Raw genomic sequence first — 18,783 nt, 5'->3', positions numbered from 1 at the left:
TTTTAAAGGAAGATTATCAAAAAGTTATTGATTGATTTAATCAACAAAGAGAACAAATAATCAAAAATCCAAAACAATGATGAAATACTTTAACCCCCAAACAAGTAGAAGTTGTTAAAAATGAGGCAAAAAAATGATGAAATAACTTAACACCAGAACAAAGAAAAATAAAATTATTAGAAAAACAAGCATATCAAAAAAAGACAATAAAAAAAGATGATACTCCTTTATTGTGTGATTTTGATCAAAATATAAAAAATAAATTAGACTGCATGCAGTCTATGAAAACATCAACTCCTGTTTTTAAAAAAGATAATTTTAATATTTAGATTTTTTCTTTTCTCAAATGTCTTGTTTTTTAAAATTAACAATGTAAAATAAAATACATAATTAATTTAAAATATAAAAGAGTAAAATTAAATGGTAATTTAGAGACTTAGTGGTTGCTGTAAACTAAGCAAGTTTAATTTGAAGGTAACTTATATTATTAGTAATTTAAATAATAATTAAGTGCATTTACTTTGTAAATGAATTAGGATGGTACCGCGTTAAAAAACGTTCCTATTTGTGGAATGTTTTTTTATTTTAAAAAGGAGTATAACAAATGAATAGAAATTTAAACAAAAAATATAATCATATTGAAATTGAAAAGGATCGTTATCAACAATGAGTAAAATCTGGATTATTTAAGGCAAATGTTAGTTCTATTAATCCTACATTTTCTATTATCTTACCACCACCCAATGTAACCGGACTTTTACATTTAGGTCATGCTTGAGATAGTACTATCCAAGATTTATTAATTCGTTATAAACGTTTACAAGGATTTAATACTTTATTTATACCCGGTATGGATCATGCTGGCATTGCTACTCAGGTTAAAGTTGCACAACGTATTAAAGAAGAACAAAAACTTAATTTGCAAGAATTAGGTAAAGATAAATTTTTACAACAAGCATGAAAATGAAAAACAGAATATGCACAAAACATAAGAAAACAGTGAGCAAAACTTGGCTTAGCATTAGATTATTCGCATGAAGTATTTACTTTAGATGAAAATGTTAAGCAAGCAGTTAATGAAGTATTTGTAAAGTTATATAAAGAAGGTTTAGTTTATCGAGGAAAAAAGATAGTAAATTGAGATCCAGAATTAAAAACCGCTATTTCTAATATTGAAGTAAATTATCATGAAACAAAAGGAAAAATGTATTATTTAAAATATTTTATAGAAAATAGTAGTGAATTTATTACTATTGTTACTACCAGACCAGAAACAATGTTTGCTGATCAGTGTATAGTTGTAAATAGTAAAGATAAACGTTATTTACAATTTATTGGTAAAATGGTTATTAATCCGGCTAATAAAATGTTAATTAAAGTCATTGCTGATGATTATGTTGATATGAATTTTGGAACGGGTGCTATGAAATGTACACCGGCTCATGATGCTAATGACTATGAAATTGCATTACGTCACAATTTAGCAATGCCTATTTGTATGAATGTTGATGGAACTATGAATGAATTAGCACAATCATATATTAATCAAGATCGAATGGTATGTCGTAAACAATTAGTTGAACAATTAAGAAAAGAAAATTTAGTTGTAAAGGTTGAAGACTATCTTCATCAAGTTGGTTATTCAGAAAGAAGTAACGCTATTATTGAACCATATTTATCACAACAATGATTCATAAAAATGAAACCATTAGTTGAAATGATTATTGATAAACAAAAAAATAAGAAAACAAAGATTGATTTTCATCCAATATTATTTGAACAACAACTTTTGCAGTGATTAAATAATATTCAAGATTGATGTATTTCCCGTCAATTGTGATGGGGTCATTCGCTTCCGGTTTGATATCATAAAAAAACTAAGAAAATTTATGTTGATAATAACCCACCATCACCAATTAACGATTATATTCAAGAATCAGACGTATTAGATACATGATTTTCTAGCGGTTTATGACCTTTTGTAACCTTGGGTTGACCACAAAAAAATGTTGATTTGCAAAAATATTATCCAATATCAGTATTAGTTACTGCTTATGATATTTTATTTTTTTGAGTTGCACGAATGCTGTTTATGGGTTGAAAATTTACTAATCAAAAACCATTTACTAATGTTTTAATTCATGGTTTAATTCGTGATGAACAAGGTAGAAAAATGTCAAAATCATTAAATAATGGAATTGATCCAATGGAAGTTATTAAAAAGTATGGTGCGGATGCTTTACGTTACTTTTTAGTTAGCAATTGTGCTCCCGGTCAAGATTTAAGATTTAGTATTACTAAAGTTGAGTCAGCTTGAAATTTCAATAATAAGTTATGAAACGCTGCACGTTATGTACTAATGAATATTGATGATAAGTTTCAATTGGATGAAAATATTGTCTATAATAATTCGTTATCATTTATTGATCAATGAATTTTACAAGAACTTAATCAATTGATTATTTATGTAGAGCAATATATGGAAAAATATGAATTTGTTTTAGTAGTTAAAGCACTATCAAATTTTATATGAAATAAATATTGTTCTTGATATATTGAATTAAATAAAGTTAATTTACAAAATCAAGAGCAACAAAGTAACTCATTACAAACATTATATTATGTTTTACAGCAAATTATTATTATGGTTCATCCCTTTATTCCCTTTATTACAGAAGCAATTTATGAAGAAATGGGGTATAAAAATAGCATTTTAACAAATAAGTTTCCTAAAGTTAAAGTTATGGAAAAAACAAAAGTTGTAACACAATTTGTTGAAATATTAATTGAAATTATTGGTAATATTCGAGAAATTCGTAAAGAACTTAATTTATCTTTAAAATTACCGTTAACTATTCATATCAATACGACTAATTCTTTTTTTGAAGTAGAAAAAAATACTTTAAATCCTTATTTATTACAATTAACTAATAGTCAAATTGTTACTATTAGTGATAGTCCGTTGTCTGTTAATAATAAAATAATTAAAATTATTAATTCAGCAGTAATAGAAATTAATGTTTCAAATTTATTTAATAAAGAAGAACAATTAGCAAAATTAAAAGGGGAATTAGTTTATATTGAAAATGAAATAAAACGTAGTAAAGATATTTTAAATAACCAACAATTTTTAGCAAAGGCACCACCAACAAAAGTTGAAATAGAAAAGCAGAAATTAGAAAAGTATCAAAATCAAAAAAAATTAATCAATGCCAAGATTAAAGAATTATAAAAAAACTTTTATTTTAATTCAAGTTGAAAAATTTCATTATTTTCCAATTTAATATCATCAATACCTACTGAAAAATCAATAAATTCTTTACCATTTCAATGCTCAATGTATCAAAATTTTTTATCTTCTTGAGTACCTTTTTTACCTTTTACAGCAACCAAAAATCTTCCCAATTGACTTTTTTCAACAGTAAAATCATTAGAACAAGCACTTAATAAATTACCAAGTGTATTAAAAGTAGTAATATAATTAGTTTTTTCAAGAATAGTTTCCTTGCCGTTGATAGCTGTAATTTCAATATTAGTAGTAATACTATTTTGATTAGTAGTACCATTTAAGAATTTTGGGATATAAATAATATTTAGTATTAATGAAGTTCCTAATATTAATATAATAGAATTATATTTGCATCATTTAATAAATGTTTTATTTTTAATTATTTTTATAAAATTATTTTCTCATTTCTTACCATCAGTTTTTATTTTTGTCATTATTATCAGCCTTTGAATTATCTTTTTTATTTTATTATATGCTAAATTGTAAAGGTAAGTGCAACTAAATTATTTTTCTATCCAAATATTCGATTGGTGAAAGATAATTTAGTATTTTTCTTGGTCTTTGGTTTAAAGACAATATAAATTTATGAACTTCATTTTTATTAGTTTTTGAAAAAATAAATTTTTTAGGAAATTTTTCTCTAATTAAACCATTAGTATTTTCATTAGTACCTCTTTGTCAAGGTGAATATGGATTGGCAAAATAAATTTTTATATCTAAATTTTTTTCAAGTTGTTGTCAATTTGAAAATTCTTTGCCACGATCAAAAGTAATAGTTTTAACAATGTTTTTAGGAAGAATTGATAAATAATAACTAACATTTTTATTAATAACTTTAGTAGTTCTGTTTTTAACTAATATTGCTAAAGTAAATCGTGATACTCTTTCAACTAAAGTTATTAAACATGATTTGCTTTTACCTCGTGATGATACTATAGTATCTCCTTCTCAATGACCAAGTGTTATACGATCATTAACATTTATATCTCGTTCTTTAATTGATTTACCATTAAACTTGCCACGATTTTCTTTAGATTTTCGTTTTTTACCTTTTCTTCTTAAATTTTTACTAGTAACTTTATCAAGCATTCCAAAATAAATTCAAGTATAAATTGTTTTAAAACTAATAACTCACTCTTTATGAAAATTTTTAATTCTGCCATAAATTTGTTCAGGTGATCAACCTAATAGTAATTTTTGTTGTACATATTTTACTAAATTCTTATTTTTAAACTTATGAAAACTAATATGTGATTGTTTTCGATTTTCAGCTTTATTTTGTGCAATTAATGAAAAATAATGATTATTATCTTTATTTCTATTAATTTCTCGAATAATAGTACTAATACTTCGATTAAGATTTTTAGCTATTTCACTAATTTTAAATTTAAATTTCAATTGATTCTCAATATAAATCCTTTCATCTATGCCAAGATGTTTATAACTCATATAAAAACTCCTTACTTTTTTCTAAACTAAATTTAGCATTATGAAATTTTTATATGAGAATTTTTTGCAATTTTATTTACTTGCACTTACAAGTATAACTCAGCATATTAAAAAAATAAAAAAAGGAAATTGCTTATCTCATTTTTAATAATTATTGAGGTGAAATTAAATGAGATTATTAATTATAACATTGACAATTCTTTTTCTTGCAAGTAATGGATTAGTTGTATTAAAGTTGATTAAAAATTTTAATGAAAATGAAATAGTTAGTAAGGAAAAAAATGATACAAAAATTATTACTATTACTGTTGAAATTAAAGAACATTTACCAATTAGAGAAGATTTATGTATACGAAATAAATATTATGTTAAAATTCTTAATTCAAAAATAAGTATTATTAATTTAATTAATACTTTGAATATTTCTAATGTTTATTTTGACATTTTGGCATTAAATCTAAATCAAAATATTAGTGAAAATTATAAATTAATATTATCACCAAGAAATAATGCTATTAAATATTATTCCCATTATACTATTACTTTAGAGCCTTTAATTAATTTAGGTTTAAATAGTCAAGATGCCAAAAAAGTATTATTATTATTTAATAAAAAAAATTTAAATGCAAAACAATTGTTAGAGAATTTAGAAAAATTATTAATAACCACAAAAAGAAAATATATACAATTGATGCATAAATTTATTAGTTTTTAATGATGTTTACTTATCATGCTTTATTAGTTTTATTTCTAATATTTTTAGTTTTCTTTTTATCAAGTTTTACGATATTTAGTGGTTTAGTTTTATTATTAATAATAATTATTATTTTGTATTATATTTTTTTTAAAAAGCAATCATTTTATAAGTATTTCTTTTTATTATTAGTATTTACTTTTACTTCCTTAGTTAATATTAACTTTAAAAAAGATGAACATATAAATATTGAAAATGTTAATTTGAAAGTAGTAGAAACCTATCCAAATTATTTGATAGTACAAGAAGGATGAGAAAAATATTATTTATTATCACATTATTATATTAATAATATGCAGTATACTATTAATGCCCAATTAGATGATACACTTATTTTTAAAGGTCAAACTAAAGATTTAAAAACTATTAATAATTTTTATGAGTTTGATTTTAAATTATTTTTAAATGCTAATAATGTTAATAAACAAATAGTAGTTAATGGAAATAAAGTAAAAGTTGTTTTTGGAAAAACTCTTAGAACTATTTTTTTTAATTATATAAATACTTTTCCAAAGGAAATTAAAACTTGAACTAAATTATTATTATTATTTGGTCAGCAAACTGAAGAAAACAAATCTATTTTTACCATTTTTAATAAGTTTGGTATTACTCCAATTATTGTTGTTAGTGGTTTACACATTAATTTTTTCTTTGTTTTTTTAAAAAAAAGTTTTTGATTTATCAAAAATCAATTAATTAAACTTTTAATTTGCTTTGTAATTTTATGTTTTTATTTATATTTACTTAATTGATCTATTGCAGCAATGAAAGCATTATTTTTTTTAATTTTTAGTTGTATTTTAAAATTTAATAAAAAAATTATTCATCCAATTTCTATTCTTAGTTTTAGTGCTTATTGTTGTCTTTATTTATGACCTTTACAATTCTATCTTTTAGGATTTCAACTTTCTTTTGGTATTACTTTTTTGATTTTATTTATTAATAATAAATTTAAAAAATATAGTTATTGGATTAGAATGTTATTGATTAATTTTGTTTTATTTTTATTCACTATTCTTATTCAGTGACAAATAAATCATGGTTTTAGTTTATTAACTGTTGCATATTTATTATTTTTTACACCAATCATTATTTTTTGTGATGTTATTTTATTTTTAAATTTATTTTTAAATTCAATTTTAAGTTTTTTTGTTTCTCCAATTTTAAATTTTTTAATTATTATTATTAAGTTAATAAATATGAGTAATATTTGAATTCCGACTTTTAAAATTGAAATTTGAATTTTACAACTTTATTTTTTAATTTTAATAGTTATTTATAACTGTTGACGATATTTTAATTGAAGAATGTTAACAGTTATTATTATTAATTTTGTTTTACTTTCAACATTATGAATGAATAGTATTATTAAACCTTATTATGAATTAACAATGATTAATGTTGGTAGTGCTATGAGTTTTTTAATAACTAGTCCTTATAATAAATCTGCTATTTTAATTGATTCGGGCACAGAAGATTTAAAACCAAATAATCCAACTATTTATAATTATCTTTCAGCAAAAGGAATTTATAGTTTAAAAGCAGTATTTTTAACTCATCATGATTTAGATCATATTAGTAATATTGGATTTTTGAAAATGAACTTAAAAATAGATAAAATTTATGAAAATATCAATCAATTATCGCAATATGTTATTGATGGTTTTAATCCAATTCATAATTTAGTTTATGGTTTTAATTTGCAATATGTTTCTGAAAATAATAAAAGTTTAGTTTTGTTATTAAAAGTTTATAATTATAAAATTTTATTTACTGGTGATATTGAAGAACAAACCGAAAATTTATTAGTTAACACCCATGTATTAAGTAAAATTAATATTTTACAAGTTCCTCACCATGGTTCAAAAACTTCATCAACTATTAGTTTTTTAAAAACTCTTAATTCAGAACTAGCATTAATTTCCGGACATTATCAAAAACGAAGACAGTTTCCCAATATTGAAACATTGAATAATCTTAAAAAAATTAATGCTCAAGTTTATTATTCGGGAAAAAATAAAACTGTGATTATAAGAATATATATGAAACATTATGATATTATAACGTTAATATAAACTGATATAATAATATTGTGAGATTAGAAATAGTATTTATATTATTCATGTTCAATATGAGTATTTAGTAAAAGTATTGAATAATTAAAAGAAAATTACTTTTTAGAAAAGAAAGCTAAAAAATATATAATTAAAACAAAAGGGGAAAAAATATGAAAAAAATAAATCATTTATTAAAAATTTTGTTGTTACCTTCAATGTTAATAACTACTATTACATCCAATAGCAAGGCAGAAAAAACAGTTACTGATTATCATCAATTATACGTTCTTGGTGATAGTCTTTCTGATACTGGTAGTTTTGTTGGAGCTGGGAGTGACTTTGTCCAAAAATCACCATTAGCACCTTTATGAGTCGCTCAAGTAGAATTAGGAGATCCATATTATTTAAATCGCTCTTTCAGCAATGGTAAGGTTGCAGCTGAAATTTTAGCTAATAAATTACATTTAAACTTACAAGCAGGATGAAAATATACGATTTTAAATGATGCAGCAACTTATGAACAATTTGGTAATAACTATGCGGTTGGAGGCGCTGTTGCAGCTGAAAATGATTCATGAACAGGAGAATTTTATTCAAATCGTTTTAGCCTTCAACATCAAATGGCTGCTTTATTATCTCAACATCAAAATTTACAAAGTGATGATTTAGTCTTTCTTGAATCAGGAAATAATGATATGTTGGCTGCTATTGATAGTGGTAACTATTATAAAGGACTTGATATTATTTATAATGCAATTATAAAAGAAGGAGATATAATTCAAGAATTAATTAATAAAGGCATTCAACATATTGTTGCTACTGATGTTCCAGATTTTAGTCTTGTCCCAAAATATTATGGAACTAAATCGCAAGTTTTAGCAAAACAATTATCTGATGCTTATAAAACACTTTGAAATCATGAGATATCTTTATATACAACTAATTATCCTAATTTTATTAGAAGATTTAGTTTAAGAGAAAAATTAAGTAAATATGAGTTGATATTTCAACAAGAAGGAAAAAATATTACTCAAAATGCAATTGAATCTGATTATGCTCATATGGCATTAGATGGTGCTGTTACAGCAACATATGTTAATGGTTCAACAAAAGAAACATTAAATAATTATTTCTTCTTTGATGAAGTTCATCTAACAACATTAGTGCATCAAGCAGTTGCTGAAGATCTTTATAATTTAGTTGAAAAGTGATAATGTTTTAAAACATTAGATATAACAATTAGTATATAAGATAAAAGTTCAAATTTGGAATATTATCAAAAACGAAAGTGTTTTCCGAATATTGAAACATTGAATAATCTTAAAAAAGTTTATTATTGAGGAAAAAATAAAAGTGTGATTATATATGAAACATTATGATATTATAACATTAACATAAAATATATTAATAATTTTGTGAGGTTGGAAACATGGTTTATATTGTTCATGGTCAAGATGAGTATTTAGTAAGAAAAAATATTGAACAATTAATTAAAAAAAATCATAAAAAAGAAAATTATGATTATAATCTATATGAATTACAAGAGGATACAATTGTTAATATTATTAATGAAATTCAAATTATGAGTATATTTGAAGAAAATAAAGTAATCGTAATTAATGATAGCAGTAATTTATGGCAAAAATATATTAAAGAAAAAAAATTTGTTAATGCTTTGCTTAATCATAATCAAAAAACAATGATAATTATTAAAAGTTTAAATGTTGATTTTAAAATTAGTAGAGAATTTCAACAATTTAATATTATCAAAATTAAAAATTATACAAAATCACAATTATTATTATTAATTAATAAAGTTTGCAATAGTTTTAAAGTTAACATTACTCAAGAAGTAACTAATTTTCTTTTAGAATACTTGCCAAATGATGTCAGTATTATTTTAAATGAGTTATCAAAATTAAGGTTAATTGGAAAAAAAATAACTTCAGATATTATTATTGAGGTGGTTCCTAAATATTTTGAAACAAATATTTTTAAAACTGTTGAATATATATTAAAAAAAGATTATAACAATTTTTGAACACAATATAACTATTATAATGTTATTAATTATGATAAAATTAAATTGATTAATATTCTTGTATATCAATTAGAATTAATTAGAGATATCAAAATTTTAGTTAAACAAAAAAAAAGTAATGAAGATATTTCCAATATATTAAATATTTCCAAGTTTCAAGTAAAAATATTAGAACAATATTTAAATATTAATTTAAATATTAATAATATTTTGTTAAAATTATATGAATTAGATTACAATATCAAAAAAGGAAAGTTTAATAAAAATATTGCAATTGATTTATTTTTTTTGAATATTTAGTATATAATTATAGATGTTTTAAACTCAAGAGGTGATACATATAATGAAAAGTAATAAAAATATTGATGTTACAGAAAAAAAGTTAGTAGAAGAAAATAGTGACATTACATTGGTTAAACCAAAAGTAAAAAGAGTTACAAAGAAAAAAACCGAAAAAGTGTACTCAGAAGAAGATTTAAATGTTGCATTATACTATGAAATATCAAGTACTATATATAACAGTTTAAATAATTTAATTGTTAGAAAATCTATTTTTGCTAATGAAGAACTTTTAAAAATTTTAGAATTACAAATTTCTAATTTATTTTTTCTTGAAAAAGAACTAAAAGAATTAAAAGATAAAAAGTATGCAATAGAATTTTTGCAGTTAATTTCTAATTTGGTAAATCGTAGTTTGAGTATTACTAAAAGTTCTCCTAAAAATCGTATTGAAATTCTTGAAGAGCGTAACTTATTAATAGTTACAATTACTAATATTTGTAAGACTGTGGAAAAAGAAAGTCTTGAACGAATAAGACAGTTTGATAATAATACTTTTAATGAATTAAATGATCAAATTACTGCATTAAATAATTTTAGTGATGATGCTACTGAGGTTAAGCCAAGTGTTACTCCAAATAATCAGAATGTTGATAATAATGTTGATACAAATCCTAATATTGGTGGCATTGGGAATCTAGGTAATAATTTAAATATTAATAATCTTGATAATAATAGTTTAGCAAATTTAGCGAAGTTAGGTGTATTACCGCAACATCCCGCCACAAATCCTAAATTTTACCCTTATATGAATAAACCAAAATATATTCCACTTTTAAAGAAAATATTATCAGCTTTTTTCTTATTAACAACAGTGCTAGCAATAGCTACTTATATACTAACTTATTTTATAGCAGGTACTTTTCAAATTAAAGATAATAGTACATCACCCGTTTATTATAATTTTGCACAACAATCAAAAACTATAGTTTTCACTATTGTTACAACAATAGTTTTAAATGGAGGCTTTTTATATTCAATTTTAAAACCACCAAAATTAGGTCGTGATTTATATCGAACATCATATTTTTTAATAGTTATTTTAATTTTTTGAATAATTTATACAATTTCAAATTTATTTTATATGACAACAGATGATTCATTATTAAGAACATTTACTTCTTTTTTAGATAAAGGTGACAAAATTAATCCTAATGCTTTATCCTGATTAAAAGGATTAGCAACTTTTAAAGCTTTTCAAATATTAACATATATTACAGCAGCATCAGCAATTTTACTAATTGCTATTATACTAGTTATTGCTATTCTTAATCCAAAAATTGATCGTAATAAAATTATGAGAGCCAATTCGGAATATCAAAATGCTATTAATAATGCTTTAAGTGGTAAACCCTATGAAATCGATCCATCACTTTTTGATGATAGTTTAGATAATGATAATAAAAAAGATACAAAAGATCATAAATTTTGATGTAATAGTGATTTATTTAAATAATAAAATTAAAAAGGACTAAAAGTCCTTTTTAATTTTATTATTTTTAATTATTAGTTTTATTATGCTTGTCAACGTAATTTTGAACTTGCAACTATTGTGTAAATACCAATCAATCCAAGTGCAACTCCTAGATATATTCCATAAGTTGTTGTAAAAGTAAAACTTGTTCCACTTCAAGCTTGAATAAATGGATCCATAGCGTATTTGAATGGATTAAAGTAAGTTGCGTATTTTAAAACAGGACTACTATTAATTAACTCAGCCGGGAAAAATACCCCACTTAAAAGTGTAACTGGAAAATAAATTACATTTGATGCTGCAACTAAAGCAGTTACTGATTTGAAAATTGAGGCTAATAACATTCCTAAACCCATTGATGAAAAGAAAATTAAGATAATAAATGGGATAGATTCTCCAATAAAATTTGCTGTTACTATATTACTTCACCCATAAGTACCACCAAACATAATTCCAACTCATAATAAAGATCATAAGAATGTTGCTATCATAAAGAAAAATCCAATTATCATAACTGAAAAAACAAAGAAAATTGGTTTAATATTTGTTGCTCCAATTCGCTTCATTAAAACACTATTTTTAAATTCAACAATTGTTTGTGGAATAATGAAAATTCCTACTGCCATTGGTTGTAACATTGAAATTGAACCAACTAAAGTATGTAAACTTTTTACAGTATCACCTTCCATTTGTTTAAAAGCAAAACCTTCTAAGAACAACATTAGAATTGGAAATAAAACTAGAAAGAAGGGTACAAAAAATCCTCGATAATAATATTTAAACATTAAGTTTATTAATGGTCGACTTTTTTCGGGCATTTTGGCTTTATGAATTCATTTATTTTTTTTCTTATTTTTTTTGATTTCAGCATTTTCTTTTTTTATTTCTTCATATTGTTTTTTTAAATCAGCTTTTTTATTTTTATCAAACATTTTTCATGTAAAGTTATGAACTGAGCCATATTTTTTAACAATATCTTTAACATTTCCTGCTTCTTTTATAACTCCATTATGAATGTAAATATACTTTTCATAAAATTCTTCAACTTCGCTCATATTGTGAGTAACTAAGATCATTGTCTTATTTTTGTCAATAATATTTTTTCTAAAGAATTCAAAAATTTCTGAACGAACTTCAATATCTAATCCCGTGGAAACTTCATCTAAAATAACTAGATCAGGATCATGAATAACAGCTAGTAAAATATTTAAACGTTGTTGTTGTCCACCTGAAAGTGTTTGAATAAACTTATTTTCAATTCCAAGTAATTGATATGTCTTCAGTAACTCTAATAGTTCATCTTCTTTCATTGAAATATTAAAAGTATGTAAATAATATTTAATCATATCCATAAGAGATATTCCGGCCGGATATCTAGATTCTTGAAATTGTAAACCATTTACCAGATGTTCTTGACGAATTATTTCACCAGATGTTGGTTTACGAATACCACCAATAATTTCACTTAAAGTTGATTTACCACTACCATTTGCACCAATGATTCCAATTCGATCGCCAGGATTAATAGTTAAATTAACTTTATTTAATGCTACTTTATTTTTATATTCCTTTGTTAGATTCAAAATTTCTACTAGTGGCCGAGACTTATCTATTTTTTTCTTATTTTGTTCATTATTTTCCATATATAAGACCTCCTGCATTAGATTGTACTATAATTAAGTGTTAAAAAGCAATTATTGAAATTTGTAACAATAAAATAAACAGTATTAATTCTAAATATTTTGGAAAAATATTTTTTAATTTTTGTTTTTCATGTATATATAATATAGATTTGAGAATAGTGATTATCTAGTATAGTAATTTAACACTTGCTTTAAATCAACATTTATGAATTTAAATCCCATTTAATTATAAAATCATATACTATTAATGATTACTTTTGTTGTTTTATAAATAAAAGTTATTATATTGTATAATTAATTATATTTGAGAAATTAGATAGAAACTCAGGAGGAACCATTGTGGAAAATTTAGTAAGTGAAGAAATAATTGAAGAAACGTATTCAAAAATTAAAGATAAAATTAGTAAGACAAGTTTGATAAAAGCAGATAAACTTTCTTCATTTTCTGGTAATAATATATTTTTAAAGTTAGAAAATTTACAAAAAACAGGTAGTTTTAAAATTAGAGGCGCTTTAAATAAAATTCTTAATTTATCAAAGGAACAGCAAGCAAAGGGTTTAATTGCTGCTACTAAAGAATTTGGTGGTGCTAAATGTACTGTTAAACTTTGTGGTAATATGTTTGATGATGCAATGTCTGAAGCATTAAGACTTGAAAAAGAAGAAGGGTTAACGTTAGTTCATCCATATGATGATAATTTTGTTATTGCTGGTCAAGGTACAATTGGTTTGGAAATATATGAACAAATGAATGCAATGGGTAAAGAAATTGATTATTGTTTAGTTCCAATTGGTGGAGGAGGACTTTTAAGTGGTATTTCAATTTATTTAAAAAGTAAAAATCCAAATATTAAATTTATTGGTATTGAAGCACAAAATGTTGATTCTTATAATCAAGCTTTAAAACAAGGAAAACCATTTAAAATTCAAGGTAAAAGTTCAATTGCTGATGGAATTGCTGTTAAACAAACAGGGGAATTAACATTTAATATTTTAAAGAAAAATGTTGATAAAGTTATTACTGTTAGCGAAGAAGAAATTGCACAAGCAATGTTATTTTTATTAGAAAAATGTAAAATTGTAACTGAAGGTAGTGGTGCTGTTAGTGTTGCTGCTATTCTTTCTGGTAAATTAGATAAAATCATTGGTAAAGATAAAAATGTTGTTTGTGTAATTAGTGGTGGCAATGTTGATATTACTACATTAGGAACAATTATTAATAGTGCCTTAATTAGTTCACATCGACGAGTTCCTTTTTCAGTTAACGGTAAAATTAATAATAGTACTATTAGCGAAATTATTAATATTATTACTAAAAATGGTGCTTCTATTTATAAAATTCACAGTACATTTGATTGTAATAAATTAGATATTAGTAATTTTAGTATTTTTATAGTTATGGATACATCAGATGAATTTCAAAAAAATAAAATTTTTGCTGAGATTAGAGCATCAAGTTCTAACTTTACATTATTAGCTAAATAATTTTTGAATTTGGTATTTTATTAAAACAAAAATTTAGTTTAAAAATATCAATTATATTTTAAAAAGAGACACTATTAATAGTGTCTCTTTTTAAAATAAATTATAGTTATTTTGCTTTTGCTAATTTAGTCATAATTTTAGATTTTTGACGAGCAGCTTTATTAATGTGATAAATGCCTTTAACAACAGCTTTATCAATTAAACTACATACTTCATTAACAAGTACTGTAGCATTTTCTGCTTTGTTTTTTATTGATATTTCAGCTTTTTTTAAAGCAGTTTTAACTTTAGATTTATAACTTTTATTAATTTCATTTCTTTTTTGGTTTGTTTTAATTCTTTTAATTTGTGATGCAATGTTAGCCATTTTTTCTCCTTTTTTGTTTTGAACATGTTTTATAGATTAATTACAACAAAAATAATTATAACAAAAATCATAAATGTTGTATAATATTTTTTATTTTTTCAGTATAATTAATGTGTTAGCTTTTTGTTAATAGTATATTTTAATTTTTTTACACTTTTAATGTAAATTATTTGTTTAAAAAATTTAATAATAAATGTAGGTGTGGTAAATAAATGAGTTACTATTTTCGTAACCCTTATCAATTTTCTTATCATAGTATTGGTAGGATTAGAACAAGATTAAAATTGCAAGACTTAAATGATATCCAATTACGTGAATATTGTTTAAAATTGATTAATGAGTCTTATGATATTGAAGAGACAAAAAGTTTTAAATATATTAGAGTAAATAAAACACATCTTTATTTTGTAATTAAAAAAGATGTTAATTTAATTTTAACAATTTCACCGATGAGTCCAACTAAACTATTAGCAGTAATCGAGGAAAATTTATAAATCAAAAAAGAGGAATAAAAAATGGGAAATTTATCTAGTCAATGATGAATGTTAGCGCTTATAGGAGTAGTTTTAATAATTTTTATTTTTACAACCATTTCAGCAAAAAAGAAGAAAAAAGAAGAGAAAAAACAACGTCAAAAAGAAGTAAAAAATATTATTAAATCCTTTATGCGTGATGAATTAAAATTGCAACATAAAACAGTAGAATTTGAACAAGTAGTTTCACGTAGTAGTAAAGAATATCGCTATCGTGATGTTTTTGATGTAATTGTAAAATTATATGATTCTAAGAAAAATGATTTATTTGCAACTAAAGCATTTGAGGTAGAAGGATTTACTAAGCAATTATCAAAGAAAGAATTTGAAACAATTTGAAAAGTAAATTGTGAATTGGATTTAGAAGAAACACTTAAGAAAATTGAAATGTCAAAAAAACGTAGTGGTAAAATTAAAATAAAAAGAAAGACAGCAGAAGAAAAAACAGCAATTAAAAAAGAAAATGAAGCCGTTAAACTTGCAATTGAAGAAGAACGTTTACAAAATAAAGAAAATAAAAAACGTGCTAAAAATTTAGAAAAACCTAAAATTGCAATTCATGATAAATTTTCTGGATGAAAAGATAAATAAATCTTTATTTTTAAGTAGGCAATTGGGTGATACGTAATGAAAATTTATAAAGATGATTATAAGCATTTCCGTATTTGTCGAAAACTTTCATGATTTTTAAATACAAAAAATTATGCTTTAGCTAAGCATTTAATTGAAGAGAAAAAGATAATAAATTTTGTTGAACTAACGCATACTAAAACAAGTAGTAAATTTAAATCTAATTTAATTACTATTTCTGATTTAGATGATGATACATTTGAAAATAATTATAATGAAGAAGATGATTCTGAATTTTATCTTGGTGAAACAATTGCAGATGGTATTGAAACTGGGTACTATGCTCAAGAATATTTTAAAGTAAAATATTCTTATTTTAATTTTGAGTCTGAACCGGGTAATAATGTCATAGAAATTATTAATAATAAAGAGTATGATGTTTTATTTGAACCAAGATTTGAATATCAGGGCTGTGTTACTAAGTGTGATATTTTAAAACGAAATAATGATGGTTGGGATTTAATTGAAGTAAAAGCAGTAACTTGAGTTAAAGAAGAACATATGTGAGATTTACTTTATCAGTATGATATTTTAACCAAATGTGGAATTAAAGTAGTTAATACTTATATTATGTATTTAAATAATAATTATGTTAAGAAAGAAAAAATAGATTTAAATGAATTATTTATTGTTAATGGATCAACTTGGCAAAAAAGTCCTAATACTAAAAAAAGTTTTAGTCTTTTTGAATCAATTCAAGATGAAATTTTAAATAATAATTTGAAATTACAATATGAAAATATTAAGAATATTATTAAAATTAGTGATATTGATGAAATAGTTAAATTATTAACTTTATCTTATTGTCATGAAAATAGTAATCAATTTTGTCCTCATATTTTTAAATATTTTTCTATTCATAATACTATTTTTGAATTATATCGTTTAAGAAAAACTAAGAAAGCATTGTGATATTATGAAGAAGATTTGTTAGAAATTAATGATGAAAGATTATTACCATTTTTAACAAAGTCTAATTTACATTTAAGACAATATGATGTAATTAAAAATGGTGAAAAATTAATTGATGGCAATAAATTTGTTGATTTAAAAATTGAATACAAAAAGTACCAATATCCAATTTATATGTATGATTTTGAGACTATGAAATCTGCAATACCTAAGTTTAAAAATAGTAAACCATATCAACAAATTCCTTTTCAATATTCTGTCCATGTATTATTGGCACCAGATTTTGATTTTAAAACTTATAAATCAATTAAACATTATGAATTTTTAGCAGATGGAAATGATGATCCAAGAGAAATGTTAACAAAAAAATTATGTCATGATTTAATTAATATTCATGGTAAGGGTACGTATGTTGCTTATAATCAATCATTTGAGAAATCTGTTCTTAAAAAATTAGCTTATTATTATCCTCAATATAAAAATAAATTATCATTAATCCATGATGGTACTATTGATTTACAAGATTTTTTTAAAGAATTTAAAATTTATAAAGAACAGTTTTATGGTTCTCTTTCAATTAAAAAAACTTTACCAGCATTTGAACCTTCCTTTTCTTATGAAGGATTAGTTATTAAAAAAGGAGATATGGCATCAGAAGTTTTTCGTAGAAGAGTTGAAAATAACATTAGTTTAACTAATTGAATTCATAATTTTCGTGAAAATATGTTAAAATATTGTGCTCAAGATACTTTAGGTATGGTAGTATTATTCTGACATGTAAAAAATATTATTGAAATGTACAAAGCAAAAATTGAGGGCGAAAATTATGAAAAAATTTAAAATTTTATTTATGGGTTCTTCTTTTTTTTCTGAAAATATTTTAAAAACATTGTTAATAACAATGAAAAATGAAGTTGAGATAGTTGGTGTTGTTTGTCAGCCAGATCGTAAAATTGGTCGTAAACAAGAAGTTGTTCCTTTAGCAATTAAACAATTGGCAGAAGAATATCAAATCCCTGTTTTCCAACCAGAAAATATTATTGAAAGTTTAAAAAGTTTACAATTATTAAATATTGATGTTATTCTTACTTGTGCTTATGGTCAATTTTTACCAAAAGCAATTTTAAATTTACCAAAATATAAATGTTTAAATATTCATGCTTCATTATTACCATCATTGCGTGGTGGTGCCCCTATTCAATGAGCAATTATTAATGGATTACAAACTACTGGTATTACATTAATGAAAATGGTAAGTAAAATGGATGCAGGAGCAATTTATGTTCAAGAACAAGTTTCAATTGGTATTGAGGATACATATACTTCTTTAGTTAATAAGTTGATAACTTTAGCACAAAATATGTTAATAAAATATTTATTAAAAATCATTAATAATGAAATACAAGAGCAAGAACAAGATGAAAATAAAGTAACTTTTGGTTTAAATATTAAAAGAAGTGATGAAAAAATTAATTGAAATCTTTCAGCACAATTAATTTCATGTCATGTTCGTGGATTGTATAATACACCAATCGCTTATACTACATTGAATGATAATATATACAAAATTCATCAAGTAGCAGTAACTAATGAATTATCAAATGCTCTGCCAGGAACAATTGTTGCAATAAATAAATTAGGTATTATTGTTGCCACTAAAACTAATAACATAGTAATTAAGGTTATTCAACCAGCAGGTAAAAAAGAAATTATAGCAGCTTGTTACTATGGTTCTAAAATTAATTCAATTGCAATTGGTTTTATCTTTAAATAGTAATAAAAAAATAACTAATATTTTTTGGTAATCTAG

General features: G+C 23.1%; 15 protein-coding genes. 11 read left to right on the top strand and 4 right to left on the bottom strand.

The window, feature by feature from the left end:
- The first annotated feature begins 604 nt into the window (after positions 1 to 604).
- The gene (locus tag AACL05_RS06545; RefSeq protein ID WP_338985911.1) at positions 605 to 3,232 is read left to right on the top strand and encodes a valine--tRNA ligase; all 2,628 of its coding nucleotides are present in this window, start codon (positions 605 to 607) and stop codon (positions 3,230 to 3,232) included.
- Positions 3,233 to 3,240: 8 nt separating this feature from the next.
- Here AACL05_RS06545 and AACL05_RS06540 read toward each other — a convergent pair whose 3' ends face one another.
- Positions 3,241 to 3,723: a hypothetical protein gene (locus AACL05_RS06540; protein ID WP_338960869.1), complete on the bottom strand. Its 483-nt coding sequence runs from the start codon at positions 3,721 to 3,723 to the stop codon at positions 3,241 to 3,243.
- A 64-nt stretch (positions 3,724 to 3,787) separates the two neighbouring features.
- A complete protein-coding gene (locus tag AACL05_RS06535) occupies positions 3,788 to 4,738 on the bottom strand; it encodes an IS30 family transposase (protein WP_338960236.1) in 951 nt (316 codons plus the stop codon).
- A gap of 169 nt (positions 4,739 to 4,907) precedes the next feature.
- Here AACL05_RS06535 and AACL05_RS06530 point away from each other — a divergent pair, with 169 nt between their 5' ends.
- From AACL05_RS06530 to AACL05_RS06510, 5 genes are all read left to right on the top strand, one after another.
- Complete coding sequence (locus tag AACL05_RS06530; protein ID WP_338960866.1) at positions 4,908 to 5,453, top strand: hypothetical protein; 546 nt, start codon at positions 4,908 to 4,910, stop codon at positions 5,451 to 5,453.
- Positions 5,454 to 5,566: 113 nt separating this feature from the next.
- Complete coding sequence (locus AACL05_RS06525; protein WP_338985909.1) at positions 5,567 to 7,567, top strand: ComEC/Rec2 family competence protein; 2,001 nt, start codon at positions 5,567 to 5,569, stop codon at positions 7,565 to 7,567.
- Between the two features lie 152 nt (positions 7,568 to 7,719).
- Positions 7,720 to 8,763: an SGNH/GDSL hydrolase family protein gene (locus AACL05_RS06520; protein ID WP_338960861.1), complete on the top strand. Its 1,044-nt coding sequence runs from the start codon at positions 7,720 to 7,722 to the stop codon at positions 8,761 to 8,763.
- A gap of 215 nt (positions 8,764 to 8,978) precedes the next feature.
- On the top strand, positions 8,979 to 9,890 hold the full coding sequence (holA, locus tag AACL05_RS06515; protein ID WP_281747832.1) for a DNA polymerase III subunit delta: 912 nt from the start codon (positions 8,979 to 8,981) through the stop codon (positions 9,888 to 9,890).
- A gap of 43 nt (positions 9,891 to 9,933) precedes the next feature.
- Positions 9,934 to 11,385, top strand: a complete 1,452-nt coding sequence (locus AACL05_RS06510) for a hypothetical protein (protein WP_338960856.1) — start codon at positions 9,934 to 9,936, stop codon at positions 11,383 to 11,385.
- Positions 11,386 to 11,444: 59 nt separating this feature from the next.
- Here AACL05_RS06510 and AACL05_RS06505 read toward each other — a convergent pair whose 3' ends face one another.
- Positions 11,445 to 13,046: an ABC transporter ATP-binding protein/permease gene (locus AACL05_RS06505; protein ID WP_338985907.1), complete on the bottom strand. Its 1,602-nt coding sequence runs from the start codon at positions 13,044 to 13,046 to the stop codon at positions 11,445 to 11,447.
- A 339-nt stretch (positions 13,047 to 13,385) separates the two neighbouring features.
- Between AACL05_RS06505 and AACL05_RS06500 the strand changes: the two genes are divergently transcribed.
- Positions 13,386 to 14,531: a threonine/serine dehydratase gene (locus AACL05_RS06500; RefSeq protein WP_338960850.1), complete on the top strand. Its 1,146-nt coding sequence runs from the start codon at positions 13,386 to 13,388 to the stop codon at positions 14,529 to 14,531.
- Positions 14,532 to 14,637: 106 nt separating this feature from the next.
- Here AACL05_RS06500 and rpsT read toward each other — a convergent pair whose 3' ends face one another.
- Positions 14,638 to 14,898 (bottom strand): 30S ribosomal protein S20, encoded by a 261-nt coding sequence (gene rpsT / locus AACL05_RS06495; RefSeq protein WP_338960848.1) that lies wholly within the window; start codon positions 14,896 to 14,898, stop codon positions 14,638 to 14,640.
- 212 nt (positions 14,899 to 15,110) lie between these two features.
- Between rpsT and AACL05_RS06490 the strand changes: the two genes are divergently transcribed.
- Genes AACL05_RS06490 through fmt form a run of 4 tightly spaced genes read left to right on the top strand, consistent with a single transcriptional unit; the run spans position 15,111 to position 18,747 of the window.
- Positions 15,111 to 15,392 (top strand): hypothetical protein, encoded by a 282-nt coding sequence (locus tag AACL05_RS06490; protein WP_174480491.1) that lies wholly within the window; start codon positions 15,111 to 15,113, stop codon positions 15,390 to 15,392.
- A 21-nt stretch (positions 15,393 to 15,413) separates the two neighbouring features.
- Entirely contained in the window at positions 15,414 to 16,022 is a 609-nt protein-coding gene (locus tag AACL05_RS06485; protein ID WP_281747823.1) for a hypothetical protein, read from the top strand.
- Between the two features lie 36 nt (positions 16,023 to 16,058).
- The gene (locus AACL05_RS06480) at positions 16,059 to 17,813 is read left to right on the top strand and encodes a DUF2779 domain-containing protein (RefSeq protein WP_338960842.1); all 1,755 of its coding nucleotides are present in this window, start codon (positions 16,059 to 16,061) and stop codon (positions 17,811 to 17,813) included.
- On the top strand, positions 17,800 to 18,747 hold the full coding sequence (gene fmt, locus AACL05_RS06475; RefSeq protein ID WP_338960839.1) for a methionyl-tRNA formyltransferase: 948 nt from the start codon (positions 17,800 to 17,802) through the stop codon (positions 18,745 to 18,747). Before AACL05_RS06480 ends, fmt begins: the two co-directional genes overlap by 14 nt.
- Positions 18,748 to 18,783: the final 36 nt, after the last annotated feature.

Origin of the sequence: Spiroplasma endosymbiont of Thecophora atra, assembly GCF_964019735.1 — a bacterium.
GTDB lineage: Bacteria > Bacillota_I > Bacilli_A > Mycoplasmatales > VBWQ01 > Spiroplasma_E > Spiroplasma_E ixodetis_A.
This window is presented reverse-complemented; position numbering and strand designations above follow the sequence as displayed.